Source organism: Pseudomonas sp. BTN1, from assembly GCF_001907715.1.
Lineage (GTDB): Bacteria > Pseudomonadota > Gammaproteobacteria > Pseudomonadales > Pseudomonadaceae > Aquipseudomonas > Aquipseudomonas paracarnis.
In genome coordinates, this window is the sequence record NZ_MPBM01000071.1 from 38,096 (window position 1) to 51,857 (window position 13,762).

16 protein-coding genes are annotated in these 13,762 nt (G+C 61.2%); 8 read left to right on the top strand and 8 right to left on the bottom strand.

All coding sequences use genetic code 11. The annotated features are described in order from the left end of the window. The first annotated feature begins 1 nt into the window (after window position 1). Together BMH52_RS26050 and BMH52_RS26055 are read left to right on the top strand one after the other, a co-directional pair. Window positions 2–1,327 carry an acyclic terpene utilization AtuA family protein gene (locus BMH52_RS26050; RefSeq protein ID WP_073845523.1) on the top strand — a complete coding sequence of 442 codons (1,326 nt, stop codon included), beginning with the start codon at window positions 2–4 and terminating at the stop codon, window positions 1,325–1,327. Next, on the top strand, window positions 1,324–1,644 hold the full coding sequence (locus tag BMH52_RS26055) for a hypothetical protein (protein WP_014719284.1): 321 nt from the start codon (window positions 1,324–1,326) through the stop codon (window positions 1,642–1,644). Before BMH52_RS26050 ends, BMH52_RS26055 begins: the two co-directional genes overlap by 4 nt. Before the next feature lie 73 nt (window positions 1,645–1,717). Here BMH52_RS26055 and BMH52_RS26060 read toward each other — a convergent pair whose 3' ends face one another. The 5 genes from BMH52_RS26060 to BMH52_RS26080 all read right to left on the bottom strand — a co-directional run bounded on the left by BMH52_RS26060 (window position 1,718) and on the right by BMH52_RS26080 (window position 4,495). After that, window positions 1,718–2,089, bottom strand: a complete 372-nt coding sequence (locus BMH52_RS26060) for a glutathione S-transferase N-terminal domain-containing protein (RefSeq protein ID WP_014719283.1) — start codon at window positions 2,087–2,089, stop codon at window positions 1,718–1,720. Window positions 2,090–2,190: 101 nt separating this feature from the next. Continuing rightward, window positions 2,191–2,736, bottom strand: a complete 546-nt coding sequence (gene folE / locus BMH52_RS26065) for a GTP cyclohydrolase I FolE (RefSeq protein ID WP_014719282.1) — start codon at window positions 2,734–2,736, stop codon at window positions 2,191–2,193. A 78-nt stretch (window positions 2,737–2,814) separates the two neighbouring features. Further along, entirely contained in the window at window positions 2,815–3,372 is a 558-nt protein-coding gene (locus BMH52_RS26070) for a Smr/MutS family protein (protein WP_003192796.1), read from the bottom strand. 75 nt (window positions 3,373–3,447) lie between these two features. Continuing rightward, window positions 3,448–3,768, bottom strand: coding sequence for a hypothetical protein (locus BMH52_RS26075; RefSeq protein WP_014719281.1), 321 nt, complete (start codon window positions 3,766–3,768; stop codon window positions 3,448–3,450). Window positions 3,769–3,904: 136 nt separating this feature from the next. Then, complete coding sequence (locus BMH52_RS26080; protein ID WP_072433732.1) at window positions 3,905–4,495, bottom strand: cysteine hydrolase family protein; 591 nt, start codon at window positions 4,493–4,495, stop codon at window positions 3,905–3,907. Between the two features lie 240 nt (window positions 4,496–4,735). Between BMH52_RS26080 and prmB the strand changes: the two genes are divergently transcribed. After that, window positions 4,736–5,644 carry a 50S ribosomal protein L3 N(5)-glutamine methyltransferase gene (gene prmB / locus BMH52_RS26085; RefSeq protein ID WP_072433733.1) on the top strand — a complete coding sequence of 303 codons (909 nt, stop codon included), beginning with the start codon at window positions 4,736–4,738 and terminating at the stop codon, window positions 5,642–5,644. 128 nt (window positions 5,645–5,772) lie between these two features. Here prmB and BMH52_RS26090 read toward each other — a convergent pair whose 3' ends face one another. Beyond that, complete coding sequence (locus BMH52_RS26090) at window positions 5,773–6,576, bottom strand: hypothetical protein (protein WP_020302243.1); 804 nt, start codon at window positions 6,574–6,576, stop codon at window positions 5,773–5,775. Window positions 6,577–6,675: 99 nt separating this feature from the next. Then, complete coding sequence (locus BMH52_RS26095; RefSeq protein ID WP_019818577.1) at window positions 6,676–7,638, bottom strand: alpha/beta hydrolase; 963 nt, start codon at window positions 7,636–7,638, stop codon at window positions 6,676–6,678. Between the two features lie 143 nt (window positions 7,639–7,781). Between BMH52_RS26095 and aroC the strand changes: the two genes are divergently transcribed. From aroC to BMH52_RS26115, 4 genes are all read left to right on the top strand, one after another. Then, window positions 7,782–8,873 carry a chorismate synthase gene (gene aroC / locus BMH52_RS26100; RefSeq protein ID WP_014719276.1) on the top strand — a complete coding sequence of 364 codons (1,092 nt, stop codon included), beginning with the start codon at window positions 7,782–7,784 and terminating at the stop codon, window positions 8,871–8,873. Between the two features lie 76 nt (window positions 8,874–8,949). Then, window positions 8,950–10,113, top strand: a complete 1,164-nt coding sequence (locus BMH52_RS26105; protein ID WP_073845556.1) for an MFS transporter — start codon at window positions 8,950–8,952, stop codon at window positions 10,111–10,113. Further along, complete coding sequence (locus BMH52_RS26110; RefSeq protein ID WP_014719274.1) at window positions 10,110–10,640, top strand: acireductone dioxygenase; 531 nt, start codon at window positions 10,110–10,112, stop codon at window positions 10,638–10,640. The genes BMH52_RS26105 and BMH52_RS26110 overlap by 4 nt, the downstream gene beginning before the upstream one ends. 209 nt (window positions 10,641–10,849) lie before the next feature. Beyond that, entirely contained in the window at window positions 10,850–11,119 is a 270-nt protein-coding gene (locus BMH52_RS26115) for a response regulator transcription factor (protein ID WP_014719273.1), read from the top strand. Between the two features lie 59 nt (window positions 11,120–11,178). Here the strand turns inward: BMH52_RS26115 and BMH52_RS26120 are convergent, their stop codons facing one another. After that, window positions 11,179–11,457, bottom strand: a complete 279-nt coding sequence (locus tag BMH52_RS26120) for a DUF3509 domain-containing protein (RefSeq protein WP_003172952.1) — start codon at window positions 11,455–11,457, stop codon at window positions 11,179–11,181. Between the two features lie 468 nt (window positions 11,458–11,925). Here BMH52_RS26120 and BMH52_RS26125 point away from each other — a divergent pair, with 468 nt between their 5' ends. After that, window positions 11,926–13,752 (top strand): long-chain-acyl-CoA synthetase, encoded by a 1,827-nt coding sequence (locus tag BMH52_RS26125; RefSeq protein WP_073845525.1) that lies wholly within the window; start codon window positions 11,926–11,928, stop codon window positions 13,750–13,752. Window positions 13,753–13,762 lie beyond the last annotated feature (10 nt).

The window sequence follows — 13,762 nt, forward strand, 5'->3', positions numbered from 1 at the left end:
GATGAACACCTTGCGCATCGGCTCCGGCGCCGGCTACTCCGGCGACCGTATAGAACCTGCGGTGGAACTGGCCGAACACGGCGACCTGGATTACCTGGTCTTCGAATGCCTGGCCGAACGCACCATCGCCCTGGCGCAACAGGCGCGCATCAGCGACCCGCAGGGCGGTTATGACCCGCTGCTCGCTGAGCGCATGCGCCGTGTCTTGCCCTTTGTAGGGCAGGGGGCGGGGCGTCGTCGCCTGCGCGTGATCACTAACATGGGGGCGGCAAACCCGTTGGCGGCGGCCGGGGAAGTGCGGCGCATTGCCGGCGAGCTGGGCCTGGGCCTCAAGGTCGTGGCGGTGGTCGGGGATGACGTGCTGCATACCTTGTCTGCCGAACAGTTGCTGGATAACGGCCAGACCGTAGGCGCATTGGGTGAGCGGTTGATTTCCGCGAATGCCTACTTGGGTGTGGAGGGCATTCTTAACGCGTTGCACGCCGACGCCGATGTGGTGATCACCGGACGCGTGGCCGACCCTTCGCTGTTCCTGGCGCCGCAGATGTTCGGGTTCGGCTGGGCCTTCGATGATTGGCCGCGACTGGGCCGGGGCACGTTGGTGGGGCATTTGCTCGAGTGCGCGGGGCAGGTCAGTGGCGGTTATTTCGTCGATCCAGGCTTCAAGGATGTGGAGGATCTGGCGCGCCTGGGCTTTCCCCTGGCCGAGGTCGACGCCGACGGCAATGCAGTGATCACCAAGGTGGCAGGCTCCGGTGGGCGGGTCAGCCGCGCGACCTGCGCCGAACAACTGATTTATGAAGTTCACGACCCGGCAGCCTACTTGACCCCGGATGTGACGGCCGACTTTTCCCAGGTCGGGTTTGTCGAGGAGGGCGTGGACCGGGTGCGTGCCCAGGGAGCCAGCGGGCGTGCCCGGCCTGAACAGCTGAAGGTCAGCGTCGGTTATCTGGACGGTTGGATTGGTGAAGGGCAGATGTCTTACGGCGGTCCCGGTGCTGTCGCACGGGCTGAGTTGGCGCGGGAAGTGGTGCTCAAACGTCTGGCGTTGATCGGCGTCAACATGCAGGACCTGCGCGCCGAGTTGATCGGCATGGACTCATTGCACGGCCTGCGCAGCAGCGTCGAGCCTTGGGAAGTGCGCCTGCGGGTCGCTGCCCGGTGTGACGAGCGCAGCGACGCCGTGCGGATCGGCAATGAAGTGGAGACCCTCTACACCAACGGCCCGGCCGGCGGCGGTGGGGCGAGCAAGAGCGTGCGTCAGGTGGTGGCGGTGGCGTCGTTGCTGTTGCCCCGTGAATCGGTCAAACCGAGGATTGAAGAATGAAACTGCACAGGCTGGCCCATTCCCGCACCGGGGATAAGGGCGACACGTCGAACATCTCGATCATTGCCTATCGCGCCGAGGATTATCCGTTGCTGTGTGAACAGCTGACGGCTGAGCGCGTGGCCGAGTTCTTTGCCGATTTACGCGATCCCGATGCGGCACCGGTTCAGCGTCATGAGTTGCCGAACGTGCAGGCGCTGAACTTCGTCCTGCCGGGAATCCTGCGCGGCGGCGTAACCCGGTCGCTGGCCCTGGACGCCCACGGCAAGTGCCTGGGTTCGGCACTGTTGAATCTCGACCTGACAATACCGAATTAAGAACACAGCAGAGCAAATGTGGGAGCCGCCGTGCCCGCATCGCAGGCAAGCCCCACATTGACCGCAGTGGGCTTCAGAGCGCAGCGAAGCGCTTGTCCAGGTAGTCAATGATGACCTTGGAGTCATACATCCAGGTGGTCTGGCCGTTCTCTTCGATGCGCAGGCACGGCACTTTGATCTTGCCGCCTTGCTCCAGCAGGGTCTGGCGGTCCTGCTCGTTGTTCTTCGCGTCCTTGAGCGCCACCGGCACATTCAGGCGGTGCAGGGTGCGACGGGTCTTCACGCAGAACGGGCAGGCGTGGAACTGATACAGGGTCAGGTCCTTGGCTGCAGCATTGACCTTGGCCTGTTGCTCCGCCGGGCGTTGTTTTTTACGTGGGCGGGTAAGAAAGTCGCCCGCGATGATGACGTGGCCGAGGCCCACTCGAAGTGCTTTGACGAACATGGCTGAAACCTCTTGCCCATGACTGAGGGGGCGCAGCTTACCTGATTTCTGCAGGCGAAAAAAAACCGGCGATGAACGCCGGTTTTTTCCTGCCTGGCCGGTTACTTGATCAGGCTGAGAAATTCGCTGCGGGTGGCCGCGTTCTCGCGGAACTCACCCAGCATCACCGAGGTGATCATCGACGAATTCTGTTTCTCGACACCGCGCATCATCATGCACATGTGCTTGGCCTCGATCACCACGGCCACGCCCAGGGCGCCTGTGACTTCCAACACGGCGTCGGCGATCTGGCGGCTGAGGTTTTCCTGGATCTGCAGGCGGCGCGCATACATGTCGACAATACGCGCGACCTTCGACAGGCCCAGCACTTTGCCGCTCGGGATATAGGCCACGTGGGCCTTGCCGATAAACGGCAGCAGGTGATGCTCGCACAACGAGTACAGCTCGATGTCCTTGACCAGCACCATTTCGCTGTTGTCAGAGCTGAACAAGGCACCGTTGGTGACTTCTTCGAGTGTCTGTTCATAACCGCGGCAGAGGTACTGCATTGCCTTGGCGGCACGCTTTGGCGTGTCGAGCAGGCCCTCGCGGGACACGTCCTCGCCGAGTTGGCCGAGGATCGCGGTGTAATTCTGTTCCAGGGACATGAAACTACCTGTGGGATTTTCGCAAAGCGCAAGGTTACGGTGGCGGACACATCGCTGCAAGCCTGACGATGGCACTTGTTACTCGTCGCGCCCTTCCATCATGGTGCGCTTGAGCATCACATACACCGCGCCGGCGCCGCCGTGACGAGCCTGGCAGGAGGTAAAGCCGAGCACCTGGGCATGCTGGCGCAGCCAGGTATTGACGTGGCTTTTGATCATCGGCCGCTTGCCGTCCAACCGCACCGCCTTGCCGTGGGTGACGCGCACGCAGCGGATTTCGAATTTGGTCGCTTCGGCCAGGAAGGCCCAGAGGGTTTCCCGGGCTTTTTCCACGGTCATGCCGTGCAGGTCGAGGCTGCCTTCGAACGGGATCTGGCCAGCCTTGAGCTTGCGCATCTGGCTTTCCTGCACGCCGTCGCGGGCCCACATCAGTTCATCTTCGGGGCCGACGTCGATCACGAACTGGTCAGACAGGCCATCCACGGTGGTGGCATCGGTGCGCACGGTCGCGGCCTGGCGCAGCTTGGCGATCTGCGCCCGGTCAGTCTTGGGTTTGCCGGTGTCGGCGCGGTCGTGCTTGATCGGCTTGACGCCGCGCAGCTCGTTTTTGAACAGGGAAAAATCGTCGTCTTGCATGTCAGCCTCCGCGAAGGGCGGGCAGTTTACCTAAATCGCGGCGGCCAGGGCGCAGGAAACGCTATCCAAGCGCCATCAGTCGTGCTTTTTCATCAGGTGAGAGGCGATATTCAACGACAGCGGCTGGCGCATTTTCCGACGGCTGCGACGCCATAGCCACACGCCCAACCACAGCACCAGCAAGCCGATCCCCAGCAGAAGGGCCGAGCCGCCCGGGCTGGCATTCAGTTCGCCCAGGGCGGGCGAATGCCCAAACAGGCCGGCGCCACCAGCGCCCGCCAACAACAAGCCTACTATCGCCAGCAACGCGGCCATGCACGCTACCAGGCGCAGACGCCAATTGCTCGGGCCCTTGGGGCGCAAGCGACGAGCATCAAAACCATCGGATATCTTCATTCCGACCTTTCCTCCAGGGTATCGGCCCTTCGACCGGAAGATACACAGGTTGTTCCGGGGGGAGAGGTAAATGCGCCAAATGAAAGGGCTTTGCGGATGAGCGGAGCAATAAACACGCCGCTCACCGCCAGCAGGATCAGATCAAGTCTTTGGCCAGCGCCAGGGTGGCGAAGTTGTCTGCCATGATGGCCATTTCGGTTTGCTGCACATGCTCGGCGCTCAGGATACCGCCCTTGTAGGGCAGGTCGCGGGTGGCGCAGGCGTCTTCCACCAGGGTGCAGCGAAAGCCCAGGTTCTTGGCCGCGCGCACGGTGGTGCTGACGCTGGAGTGGCTCATGAAACCGCAGACGATCAGGTCCAGGGAGCCGAGGTCTTGCAGGTGCTTTTCCAGGCCGGTGCCATGGAAGGCGCTGGGCAGCAGTTTGCCGATGATGGTTTCGTCACCCTCAGGCTCAAGGCCCGGAATGAATTCGCCGCGCTCGCCCTGGGGGTCAAACAGGCCGCCCACGGTGCCCAGGTGGCGCACATGCACAATCGGGCGCCCGGCGCCGCGCGCTGCGGTCACAAGCTGCTTGATGTTCTCTACCGCCGCGTCCATGCCGGAGAGGGCGAGCGGGCCGCTGAGGTATTCTTTCTGGGCGTCGATGATCACCAGGGTCGCATGATTGAGGTTGGCTGCTGCGTAACCGCGACCGCTGAGTTGAAACATCGTCTTTGGAACGGACATTCTGGGGCTCCTGTGAGTGGGGCTTTTGCGACATTGTCCACTGGCTGAGCGCTTCTGTGAATCGCTACTATCGTAAGGTACGCCGTTGCTGGCGTGCAGCCATGTCAAGAGGCAGGCCTGTTTAACACAATGCGGGCAGATTGGATGAAATCCGACGTACGGCGCCAGGTTTTTCGTACATCGTCGGTACAGGTGAAGGCTGTTAGAATCGCCAGTCGTTTTTTCCAGGAGCTTGCCCCCGTGATCACTTCCCGCCTGCGCACCTTGCGCGACCATATCCGTTGGGCTGTCAGCCGTTTCCATGGGGAAGACCTGTTTTTTGGCCATGGCACCGACAATGCCTGGGACGAAGCCCGGCAGTTGGTGCTGGGCGCCTTGCACCTGCCGTGGGAAATCGCCGACAGCTATTTGGATTGCAACCTGGAAGAAGAGGAAATCTCCCACGTGCAGCGCTTGCTGCATCGCCGTATCCATGAGCGAGTGCCGACGGCCTACCTGTTGAACGAAGCCTGGTTTTGCGGCATGTCGTTTATCGTCGATGAGCGCGTATTGATCCCGCGTTCACCCATAGGCGAGCTGATTGAAGACCGCTTCGAACCCTGGCTGGCCCAGCCGCCGGCACGCATCCTCGACCTGTGCACCGGCTCCGGTTGCATCGGCATCGCCTGTGCCTATGAATTCCCCGAGGCCGAAGTGGTGCTGGGAGACTTGTCCTTCGAAGCCCTGGAAGTGGCGAACCAGAATATCGAGCGCCATGGCGTCGACGAACGGGTCTACACCGTGCAGGGCGATGGGTTTGACGGGCTACCCGGCCAGCGTTTCGACCTCATCGTGTCGAACCCGCCCTACGTGGATGCCGAAGATTTCGCCGACATGCCCGATGAATACCAGCACGAACCGGAACTGGGCCTGGCCTGCGGTGAAGACGGCCTGAACCTGGTACGCCGGATGCTGGCTGAAGCGGCGGACCACCTCACCGAGAAGGGCCTGCTGATTGTCGAAGTGGGCAACAGCCAGGTGCATGTCGAGGCGCTGTACCCGGAAGTGGACTTCGCCTGGCTGGACTTCAAGCGCGGTGGGCATGGGGTGTTTATGTTGACGGCTGAGCAGTGCCGCCAACACCAGGCCGTTTTCGCTGCCCGGATATAACTGCAGAAACTCGGTCAATGTGGGAGCTGGCTTGCCTGCGATAGCGGTGGGTCAGCTTGCACTTGTGCTACTGATACATCGCTATCGCAGGCAAGCCAGCTCCCACATTTTGATTGCATTTCAATCTATCAGCGGTGCGTGGCAATCCAGATCAACAACCCCGCCTGGAACACCGTAAACGCCACCAGACAAGTGATGGTAAAGCGCAGCCCGCTGTCTTCACGCTTGAACTTGGTGACTTTCTCCTCTTCCTTGCGCAGCTTCACTTCCTGCTCCGCCAGGTTCTGCTCGGCCTGTTGCAGCATTTGCGCGGCTTCCAGGATCTCCACGAACTGCACTTTCTCGGTGTTCCAGCTGTCCAGCACGTCGCTGACCTTGCCGGGCTGCACATTGCCCTTGAGGTGCTGCACATCGGCGTAGGCCACATCGAAACCCTGGATACGCAGGAAGTGATCGCGGCGCAGGCGCGTGGCTTCGTTGAGGGCGTCCTTGTTGGCCAGGTCCACGCCGTCGACGCGGTAGTGGGACCACTTCTTCTTCGCCCAGGCGGCGCCTTGGGCCACCAGGAAGCGCCCGATACCGCGGTTGGCCGGCTCGATTTCCAGGCTGTTGCCGGGCCCGAAGTGCACGCGGTGTTTATCGTGATCGACCCAGATATCCAGGTGGTTCTGCTCGCGCCGTACTCGCTGGCCCGGTAACTGGATGACCATGCGCAACAGGCTGTGGTGTTTATCATGGCGCTCGGCATAGCCGAACTGCACAAAGCGCAACGGCCGTGCGCCGGTCGCGCGGTCGGTGGCCAGCGGGGCCAGGCGCAGCATCTTGAAATGTTCGGCGTGAACGTCGGCCCACGGCAGGGCCGCTGCGGCGCCAGCTTCGGTTGCGGCCGGGGTCTCGGCGGTCGATTCGGGTGTTGTTTCGGTGGTTGTCATGCGGCGCGATCCTGTCCAAGCCCTGCGAGCCGACAGTCTTTTTACTGTCGACTCTGGACTTATCGGCCGTTTTTCCCAGGACTGGAGGCCAATTGCCGCTTAACGGGGTTGAAGACCTTCGATAAAGCTGACGATACGTTGGCCCAGCTCCGCAGCCAGCGGCAGTTTCGGGTCGTTGTAGGAGGCCAGTTGCTGCTTCACGTTATTGGGCACGATGCGCATCACGTGGTTCATGCCTTCGATCACCGTCAACTGCGCGTCGGGCTTGGCCTGCTTCAGTTGCCGGGCATCACCTACGCCAACCTGGATATCGTTGGTGCCTTGGATAATCAGCGCCGGCATGTCCAAGCGCGCAAAGGCGGCCGACGGATCGGCGCGGAACAGGCTGATCAGATACGGCTGCACGCTGGGTCGGAAAATACCCTCCAATGGGCGCGGCACGTCGGCGTCCACCTGGCCGGCCTTGAGGTGATCGAGTATTTCATTACTGCGCAGCAACAGGGCAGGGGGCAAGTGATCGGCCAGTTGCTGACGGATCACCTGGTCCACCGGGCGGGCGCTGCCAGACAAGGAAATGACCCCGGCCGGTTCAAGTTGCGGCGCGGCGAGGGCGGCGACCAGCGCGCCCTCGCTGTGGCCCAGCACAATCAGCGGGCCCATGCGCTTGTCGGCCTTGAGTAACTTGCCCCAGGCCACGGCGTCGGCCACATACGCCTCTAGGGTCAGGTTGCGCTCATCCGGCGTGGCCGCCAGGCTTGCAGCCACGCCGCGCTTGTCGTAGCGCACGCTGGCGATGTTATGCCGGGCCAGTACCCAGGCCAGGCGCTTGAGGCTGTCGTTGCGCGCGCCGTCGGCGCTGTTGCCGTTGCGGTCGGTGGGGCCGGAGCCGGCGATGATCAGCACCACCGGCACCGGTTTATCCGATTGCGGCAAGAGCAGCGAGCCAAAGAGTTGGCCGCTGCCGGTGTCCAGGCTGATCGGGCGTTGCAAGACGACAGGGGAGGCGGCCTGGGCCACGGCGGTGAACAGGGTGAGGGTGAACAGCAGAACTCGCAGCATCATAGCGCCATCATTGGAGAGGTGCCGGTTGGACCAACGTCTACCGGTAAGGTTTCGAGGATGAACTAGTCGGTTAGCCTGCGTATACTGGCCGCCTTAAGTTATTACGGTTGACTTGATTCAACTGATTTCACGGAGCGCCCTGCATGTCCGGCAATACCTTCGGCAAGCTGTTCACTGTCACCACCGCGGGCGAAAGCCATGGCCCGGCGTTGGTCGCCATTGTCGACGGCTGCCCGCCAGGCCTGGAGCTGAGCCTGGACGACCTGCAGCGCGACCTCGACCGCCGCAAGCCCGGCACCAGCCGCCATACCACCCAGCGCCAGGAACCGGACGAAGTCGAAATCCTCTCCGGAGTGTTCGAAGGTCGCACCACGGGCTGCGCCATTGGCCTGTTGATCCGCAACACCGACCAGAAGTCCAAGGACTACTCGGCGATCAAGGACCTGTTCCGCCCGGCCCATGCCGACTACACCTACCACCACAAATACGGCGAACGCGACTACCGTGGCGGTGGCCGCAGCTCGGCGCGTGAAACCGCCATGCGCGTGGCCGCCGGCGCCATCGCCAAGAAATACCTGGCCACCCAGGGCATCGTCATCCGTGGCTACATGAGCCAGTTGGGGCCGATTGAAATCCCGTTCAAGACCTGGGACAGCGTCGAAGACAACGCCTTCTTCTGCCCCGACCCGGACAAGGTGCCGGAACTGGAAGCCTACATGGACCAGTTGCGCCGCGACCAGGACTCGGTCGGCGCGAAGATCACCGTGGTGGCCGAAGGCGTGAAGCCGGGCCTGGGCGAGCCGATCTTTGATCGCCTCGACGCCGAACTGGCCCATGCGCTGATGAGCATCAACGCGGTGAAAGGTGTGGAAATCGGCGCCGGCTTCGCCTGCGTATCCCAGCGCGGTACCGAGCATCGCGATGAGATGACCCCTGAAGGTTTCCTCAGCAACAACGCGGGCGGCATCCTCGGCGGTATTTCTTCCGGCCAGCCGATCGTGGCGCACCTGGCGCTCAAGGCCACGTCGAGCATTACCACGCCTGGCCGTTCGATCGATGTGCACGGCAACCCGGTGGACGTGATCACCAAAGGCCGCCACGACCCGTGCGTCGGCATCCGCGCCACACCGATTGCCGAAGCCATGATGGCCATCGTGCTGATGGACCACCTGCTGCGCAACCGCGGGCAGAATGCCGATGTGCGCGTGAGTACCCCGGTACTGGGCCAACTGTGATCGCCTGGGGCAATGAGCGCGCTTATTGTGGTGAGCGAGCTTGCTCGCGCTGGGCTGCAAAGCAGCCCTGAATAAAATGAACCCAGCCCTCCCATACTGGCGCCTCTCCAGCTTCTACCTGTTCTATTTCGCCCTGCTGGGGGCGACAGCGCCGTTCCTGGCGCTGTACTTCGATCACCTCGGTTTCTCCAGCGCGCGCATCGGCGAACTGGTGGCGATTCCCATGCTGATGCGCTGCGTGGCCCCCAACCTGTGGGGCTGGATCGGCGACTACACCGGCCGGCGCCTGGCCATTGTGCGATTCGGCGCGGTGTGCACCCTGGCCAGCTTCTGCCTGATTTTTGTCAGCAAGACCTACGCCTGGCTGGCGATGGTCATGGCCCTGCACGCGTTCTTCTGGCACGCGGTGCTGCCGCAGTTTGAAGTCATCACCCTGGCCCACCTGCACAAGCAAACCTCGCGCTACAGCCAGATCCGTCTGTGGGGCTCCATTGGTTTTATCCTCACCGTGGTGATCATGGGGCGCCTGTTCGATTGGCTGAGCCTGGATATCTACCCGGTGGTGGTCGTGGTGATCATGGCCGGCATCATCGGCGCTAGCCTTTGGGTACCGAACGCACAGCCGGCCAGCCACGGCTACCGCCTGGCCGGCGATGGCTTTCTCAAGCAATTGCGCAGCCCCGGCGTGCTGGCGTTTTATGCCTGCGTGGCGCTGATGCAAATGAGCCATGGCCCGTATTACACCTTCCTCACCCTGCACCTGGAGCATTTGGGCTACAGCCGCGGCGTAATCGGCCTGCTGTGGGCGCTGGGGGTGGTGGCGGAAGTGCTGATGTTCCTGGCCATGAGCCGTATTCTTGCGCGCTTTTCGGTGCGCCGGGTGCTGCTCGCCAGTTTCCTGCTGGCCGCGCTGCGCTGGTGGCTGCTGGGTTCATTTGCCGAAGTTTTCTGGCTGCTGCTGGTGGCGCAGTTGATGCACGCCGCCACGTTCGGCAGCTTCCACGCGGCGGCAATTGCCTTTGTGCAACGCAGCTTCGGTGACCGCCAGCAAGGCCAGGGTCAGGCCCTTTATGCCGCGCTGGCCGGCACCGGCGGCGCGCTCGGCGCCCTCTATTCCGGTTACAGCTGGAACCTGCTGGGGCCCACCTTCACGTTCAGTATCGCCAGCCTCGCGGCCCTGGCCGCCGCCATTATCATTGGCCTTCGATTGCAAGAGCCGAACCAAGGAACCGTGCAATGAGCTATGTAGCCGTCTACTCCATCGCCTCCCCGGACACCCCGAACAAAGTGTTGACCCATGCCGACGACATCCAGTCGACCCTGGCCGAGCACGGCGTGCGTTTTGAGCGCTGGCAGCCCAGCCCGATAGAAAAGGGCGCCACTGATGCTGAAATGATTGCCGCCTACCAGGCTCAGATCGAAGCCCTCGGCTACGCCGCTGTGGAAGTGGTCAGCGTGACCCAAGACCATCCGCAGAAGGACGTGTTACGTGCGCAGTTCCTGGACGAACGTACCTACAGTGAAGACGAGGTGCGTTTCTTCATCGCAGGCCAGGGGCTGTTTACGCTGCACATAGGCGACTATGTGTACAGCTTGCGCTGTGAGAAGAATGACTTGCTGATCATCCCGGCCGGTGTACCGCACTGGTTCGACATGGGCGAGAACCCGCACTGTGTGACACTGCGTTTGTTCAACACGGCCCAAGGCGTTGTGCCCTCGTTGACCTGTGATGCGATTGCCACTCGCTTTCCAGGACTGGATGACTAAGCGTAGATAACTGAATGTTCAACCCTGGCAAGTTGGAAGTCGCTGTGGGAAGAAACTTAATTATTTGTAGGGTAAAGCTGTTTGTTCTCTGCCGTGCGCTTTGATTCCACTCGTTATGTAACTCTCTGTTCAGCGTAAATGTTTATGCCATCTGTCAATAGGAGGAATCCGAAAGATGGCAGCGCATCAGCAGACATAAGGAGAGAACAATGAGTGGCCCCGAGGAGACGTATCGCCCGTCGGTTATTGTGCCCACGGCTATCAGAAAACGCCGGAGCTTGTCCGGCAAGCCCCTGACTCCCACGGAGCTGGAAATCCTGCGATGGGCCTCCGAGGGCAAGACTGTCTGGGAAATCAGCCAGATTCGCGCCACCTCTGAAGCTACGGTGAAATTTCATCTGCGCAACATCTACGGCAAGTTGGATGTCACTAACCGTGTGCAGGCAAAGAATGAGGCGGTTCGGCAGGGCTTATGTTAATGGCATGAAAAAGGGCCGCGACGCTGAGCAGCGTCGCGGCCCTTTTTCAGAGGTGTAGATTAGGCCGAGTGATAGGTCGGCAGCGCAAAGCGGTTCTGGCTTTGCAACATCGAAATCTGCGGCAGTTCGCTGGCTTGTTCGGCCAAGTCACGGCGAATAGCGCTAATCACCCAAGTCAGTTGGTCGGCAGTGTGCAGCTGCTGATAAGAGATCGAGCGCTTGACCTGCTTACCTTCGCTGTTGCGCAGGGTCAACAGGATACCGCCGTCCGGACGTGGCTGGGTGGTGACGTCGTAGTTGGAGAATACTGAAGCGAATTTATCTTGGATCAGGCTCATGTCTATCAGCTCCATTGGCTCAAGTTGGCAAGCATGGAGTGATAGGTGCAGTGATTGTGCCAGTATTGGGTATTCTAAAAAATCGTTATAAATCAGCAGGTTATAAATTTATAGGATTTTCATTTTCGTGCAATTTGCATGAAGGGCCATCGTGCATCCTGCATTTTGCGCTATCTGCCCGGTGATTTTTCCGGCTGGAAGGGGGAGGGCTGTAATGATACTGACCGTCTTTTGCTCGGAAAAATCCCGGTCGGCTGGGAGGTCGTCATCGCAGCGATGCGCCGACCCGACAAGCCAGCTCCTACATTTTGAGGGTGGGGTGTCAGGGAGATAAGCATCGGCCGGCCGCCACGAGATACAAAACTTTTCAAATCCCGCGTGTACAGCCAAAGAACCGCTGACGTATTTTCCGCTACACCAGTCGATGTACCTGGACCAGACCAAGAATAAGAAAAGGGACGTCCCGCCATGACTCATCAGCAAGTCGACATGATCACCTGGCGCATGATGCTGCGTAAGGTGCCTGCCATTGTTCGGGCGCTCCCACGGGTGGTGCGCGGCATGCGTGCGGCCAACGTCACCGACCCCAACCAACCCTGCGGCCTGGGCTGGCATTTCGAACAAGCCACCTTGCGTAACCCTGACGGTGCTGCCCTGCTGTATGGGGACAGCGTGATCAGCTACCGCGACGCCAATCAGTGCGCCAATCGCATTGCCCATCACTTGCAGGCCCAGGGCATCCGCAAGGGCGATGTGGTAGCGCTGTTTATCGAGAATCGCCCCGAGTTGCTGCTCAACGTGCTGGCCGTGGCCAAGCTGGGCGGCATCTGCGCCATGCTCAACACGGCGCAAATTCAAGGGGCGCTGGTACACAGCCTGACCCTGGTCAAGCCGGTTGCCATTGTGGTCGGTGCCGAGTTGCTGAGCCCTTACGCAGCAGTGCGCGATCAAGTCCAGATCCCGGCCGAGCGCACTTGGTTCGTGGCCGATCAGCCGGGCAGTAGGGTGCCCGACGGCTACATCGACCTGATGGCCGCCAGTGCCGAAAGCCCGGTGGACAACCCGGCGAGTTCCGCGCAGGTGTTCTTCCACGATCCCTGCTTCTATATCTACACCTCCGGCACCACCGGCTTGCCCAAGGCCGGCATCATGAAGCACGGGCGCTGGACCAAAACCGCCGTGAGCTTCGGCAGTATCGCCCTGGACATGGGGCCACAGGACGTCCTCTATTGCACCTTGCCGCTGTACCACGCCACCGGCCTGTGCGTGTGCTGGGGGGCGGCGATTATCGGTGCGTCCGGCTTTGCCATTCGGCGCAAATTCAGCGCCAGCCAGTTCTGGGACGATGCACGCAAGTTCAAGGCGACCACCCTGGGCTATGTCGGTGAGCTGTGCCGCTATCTGCTCGACCAGCCCGCGAGTGCGCAGGACCGTGATAACCAGGTGACCAAGATGGTCGGCAACGGCCTGCGCCCCGGTGTGTGGGCGCAGTTCAAGCAGCGCTATGGTGTGGAGCATATCTGCGAACTGTATGCCGCCAGCGACGGCAATATCGGCTTTACCAACGTGCTGAACTTTGACAACACCATCGGCTTTTGCCTGCAGCATTGGGCGCTGGTGGACTACGCCCATGACACTGGTGAACCGCTGCGCGGCAGCAACGGGTTCATGGTCAAGGTGCCCACCGGCGGGCAGGGCCTGTTATTGGCGCGCATTGATGATAAGTCGCCCTTCGACGGTTACACCGACCCGGAAAAGAACCGCAAGGTGGTACTGACCGACGTATTCGAAAAAGGCGACAGCTATTTCAACACCTGCGACCTGGTGCGCAGCATCGGTTTCGGGCATGCGCAATTTGTCGATCGCCTGGGGGATACCTATCGCTGGAAGGGCGAAAACGTCTCGACCACCGAGGTGGAAAACGTCCTGCTGAAACACCCGCAGATCGCTGAAGTGGTGGCCTATGGCGTCGAAATCGACAACACCAACGGCCGCGCCGGCATGGTCGCCATCACCCCCAGCGAATCCCTGGCCAGCCTGGACATGCGCGAACTGCTGCAATTCGCCCACGGCCAGTTGCCCCCTTATGCGGTGCCGTTGTTTTTGCGGATCAAGGTGAAGATGGAAACCACCGGCACGTTCAAGTACCAGAAAGTGAAGCTCAAGGAGCAAGGGTTCGACCCGGACAAGGCTGGCAATGACCCGGTCTACGCCTGGTTGCCGGGTTCGGACAGCTATGTGCCGGTGACCGGGCAATTGCTGGCGCAGATCCAGGGCGGCCAATTCCGTTATTGATTCTGGCTAT

What these genes read in the sequence shown, in the direction of transcription:
- BMH52_RS26095 (WP_019818577.1), bottom strand. Translation starts at nt 7,638, where the DNA reads ATGATGCTGCGAGTTCTGCTGTTCACCCTCACCCTGTTCACCGCCGTG.
- BMH52_RS26060 (WP_014719283.1), bottom strand. Translation starts at nt 2,089, where the DNA reads ATGTTCGTCAAAGCACTTCGAGTGGGCCTCGGCCACGTCATCATCGCG.
- BMH52_RS26070 (WP_003192796.1), bottom strand. Translation starts at nt 3,372, where the DNA reads ATGCAAGACGACGATTTTTCCCTGTTCAAAAACGAGCTGCGCGGCGTC.
- BMH52_RS26075 (WP_014719281.1), bottom strand. Translation starts at nt 3,768, where the DNA reads ATGAAGATATCCGATGGTTTTGATGCTCGTCGCTTGCGCCCCAAGGGC.
- BMH52_RS26055 (WP_014719284.1), top strand. Translation starts at nt 1,324, where the DNA reads ATGAAACTGCACAGGCTGGCCCATTCCCGCACCGGGGATAAGGGCGAC.
- folE (WP_014719282.1), bottom strand. Translation starts at nt 2,736, where the DNA reads ATGTCCCTGGAACAGAATTACACCGCGATCCTCGGCCAACTCGGCGAG.
- BMH52_RS26080 (WP_072433732.1), bottom strand. Translation starts at nt 4,495, where the DNA reads ATGTCCGTTCCAAAGACGATGTTTCAACTCAGCGGTCGCGGTTACGCA.
- BMH52_RS26105 (WP_073845556.1), top strand. Translation starts at nt 8,950, where the DNA reads ATGAACCCAGCCCTCCCATACTGGCGCCTCTCCAGCTTCTACCTGTTC.
- BMH52_RS26115 (WP_014719273.1), top strand. Translation starts at nt 10,850, where the DNA reads ATGAGTGGCCCCGAGGAGACGTATCGCCCGTCGGTTATTGTGCCCACG.
- aroC (WP_014719276.1), top strand. Translation starts at nt 7,782, where the DNA reads ATGTCCGGCAATACCTTCGGCAAGCTGTTCACTGTCACCACCGCGGGC.
- BMH52_RS26090 (WP_020302243.1), bottom strand. Translation starts at nt 6,576, where the DNA reads ATGACAACCACCGAAACAACACCCGAATCGACCGCCGAGACCCCGGCC.
- BMH52_RS26110 (WP_014719274.1), top strand. Translation starts at nt 10,110, where the DNA reads ATGAGCTATGTAGCCGTCTACTCCATCGCCTCCCCGGACACCCCGAAC.
- BMH52_RS26120 (WP_003172952.1), bottom strand. Translation starts at nt 11,457, where the DNA reads ATGAGCCTGATCCAAGATAAATTCGCTTCAGTATTCTCCAACTACGAC.
- BMH52_RS26125 (WP_073845525.1), top strand. Translation starts at nt 11,926, where the DNA reads ATGACTCATCAGCAAGTCGACATGATCACCTGGCGCATGATGCTGCGT.
- BMH52_RS26050 (WP_073845523.1), top strand. Translation starts at nt 2, where the DNA reads ATGAACACCTTGCGCATCGGCTCCGGCGCCGGCTACTCCGGCGACCGT.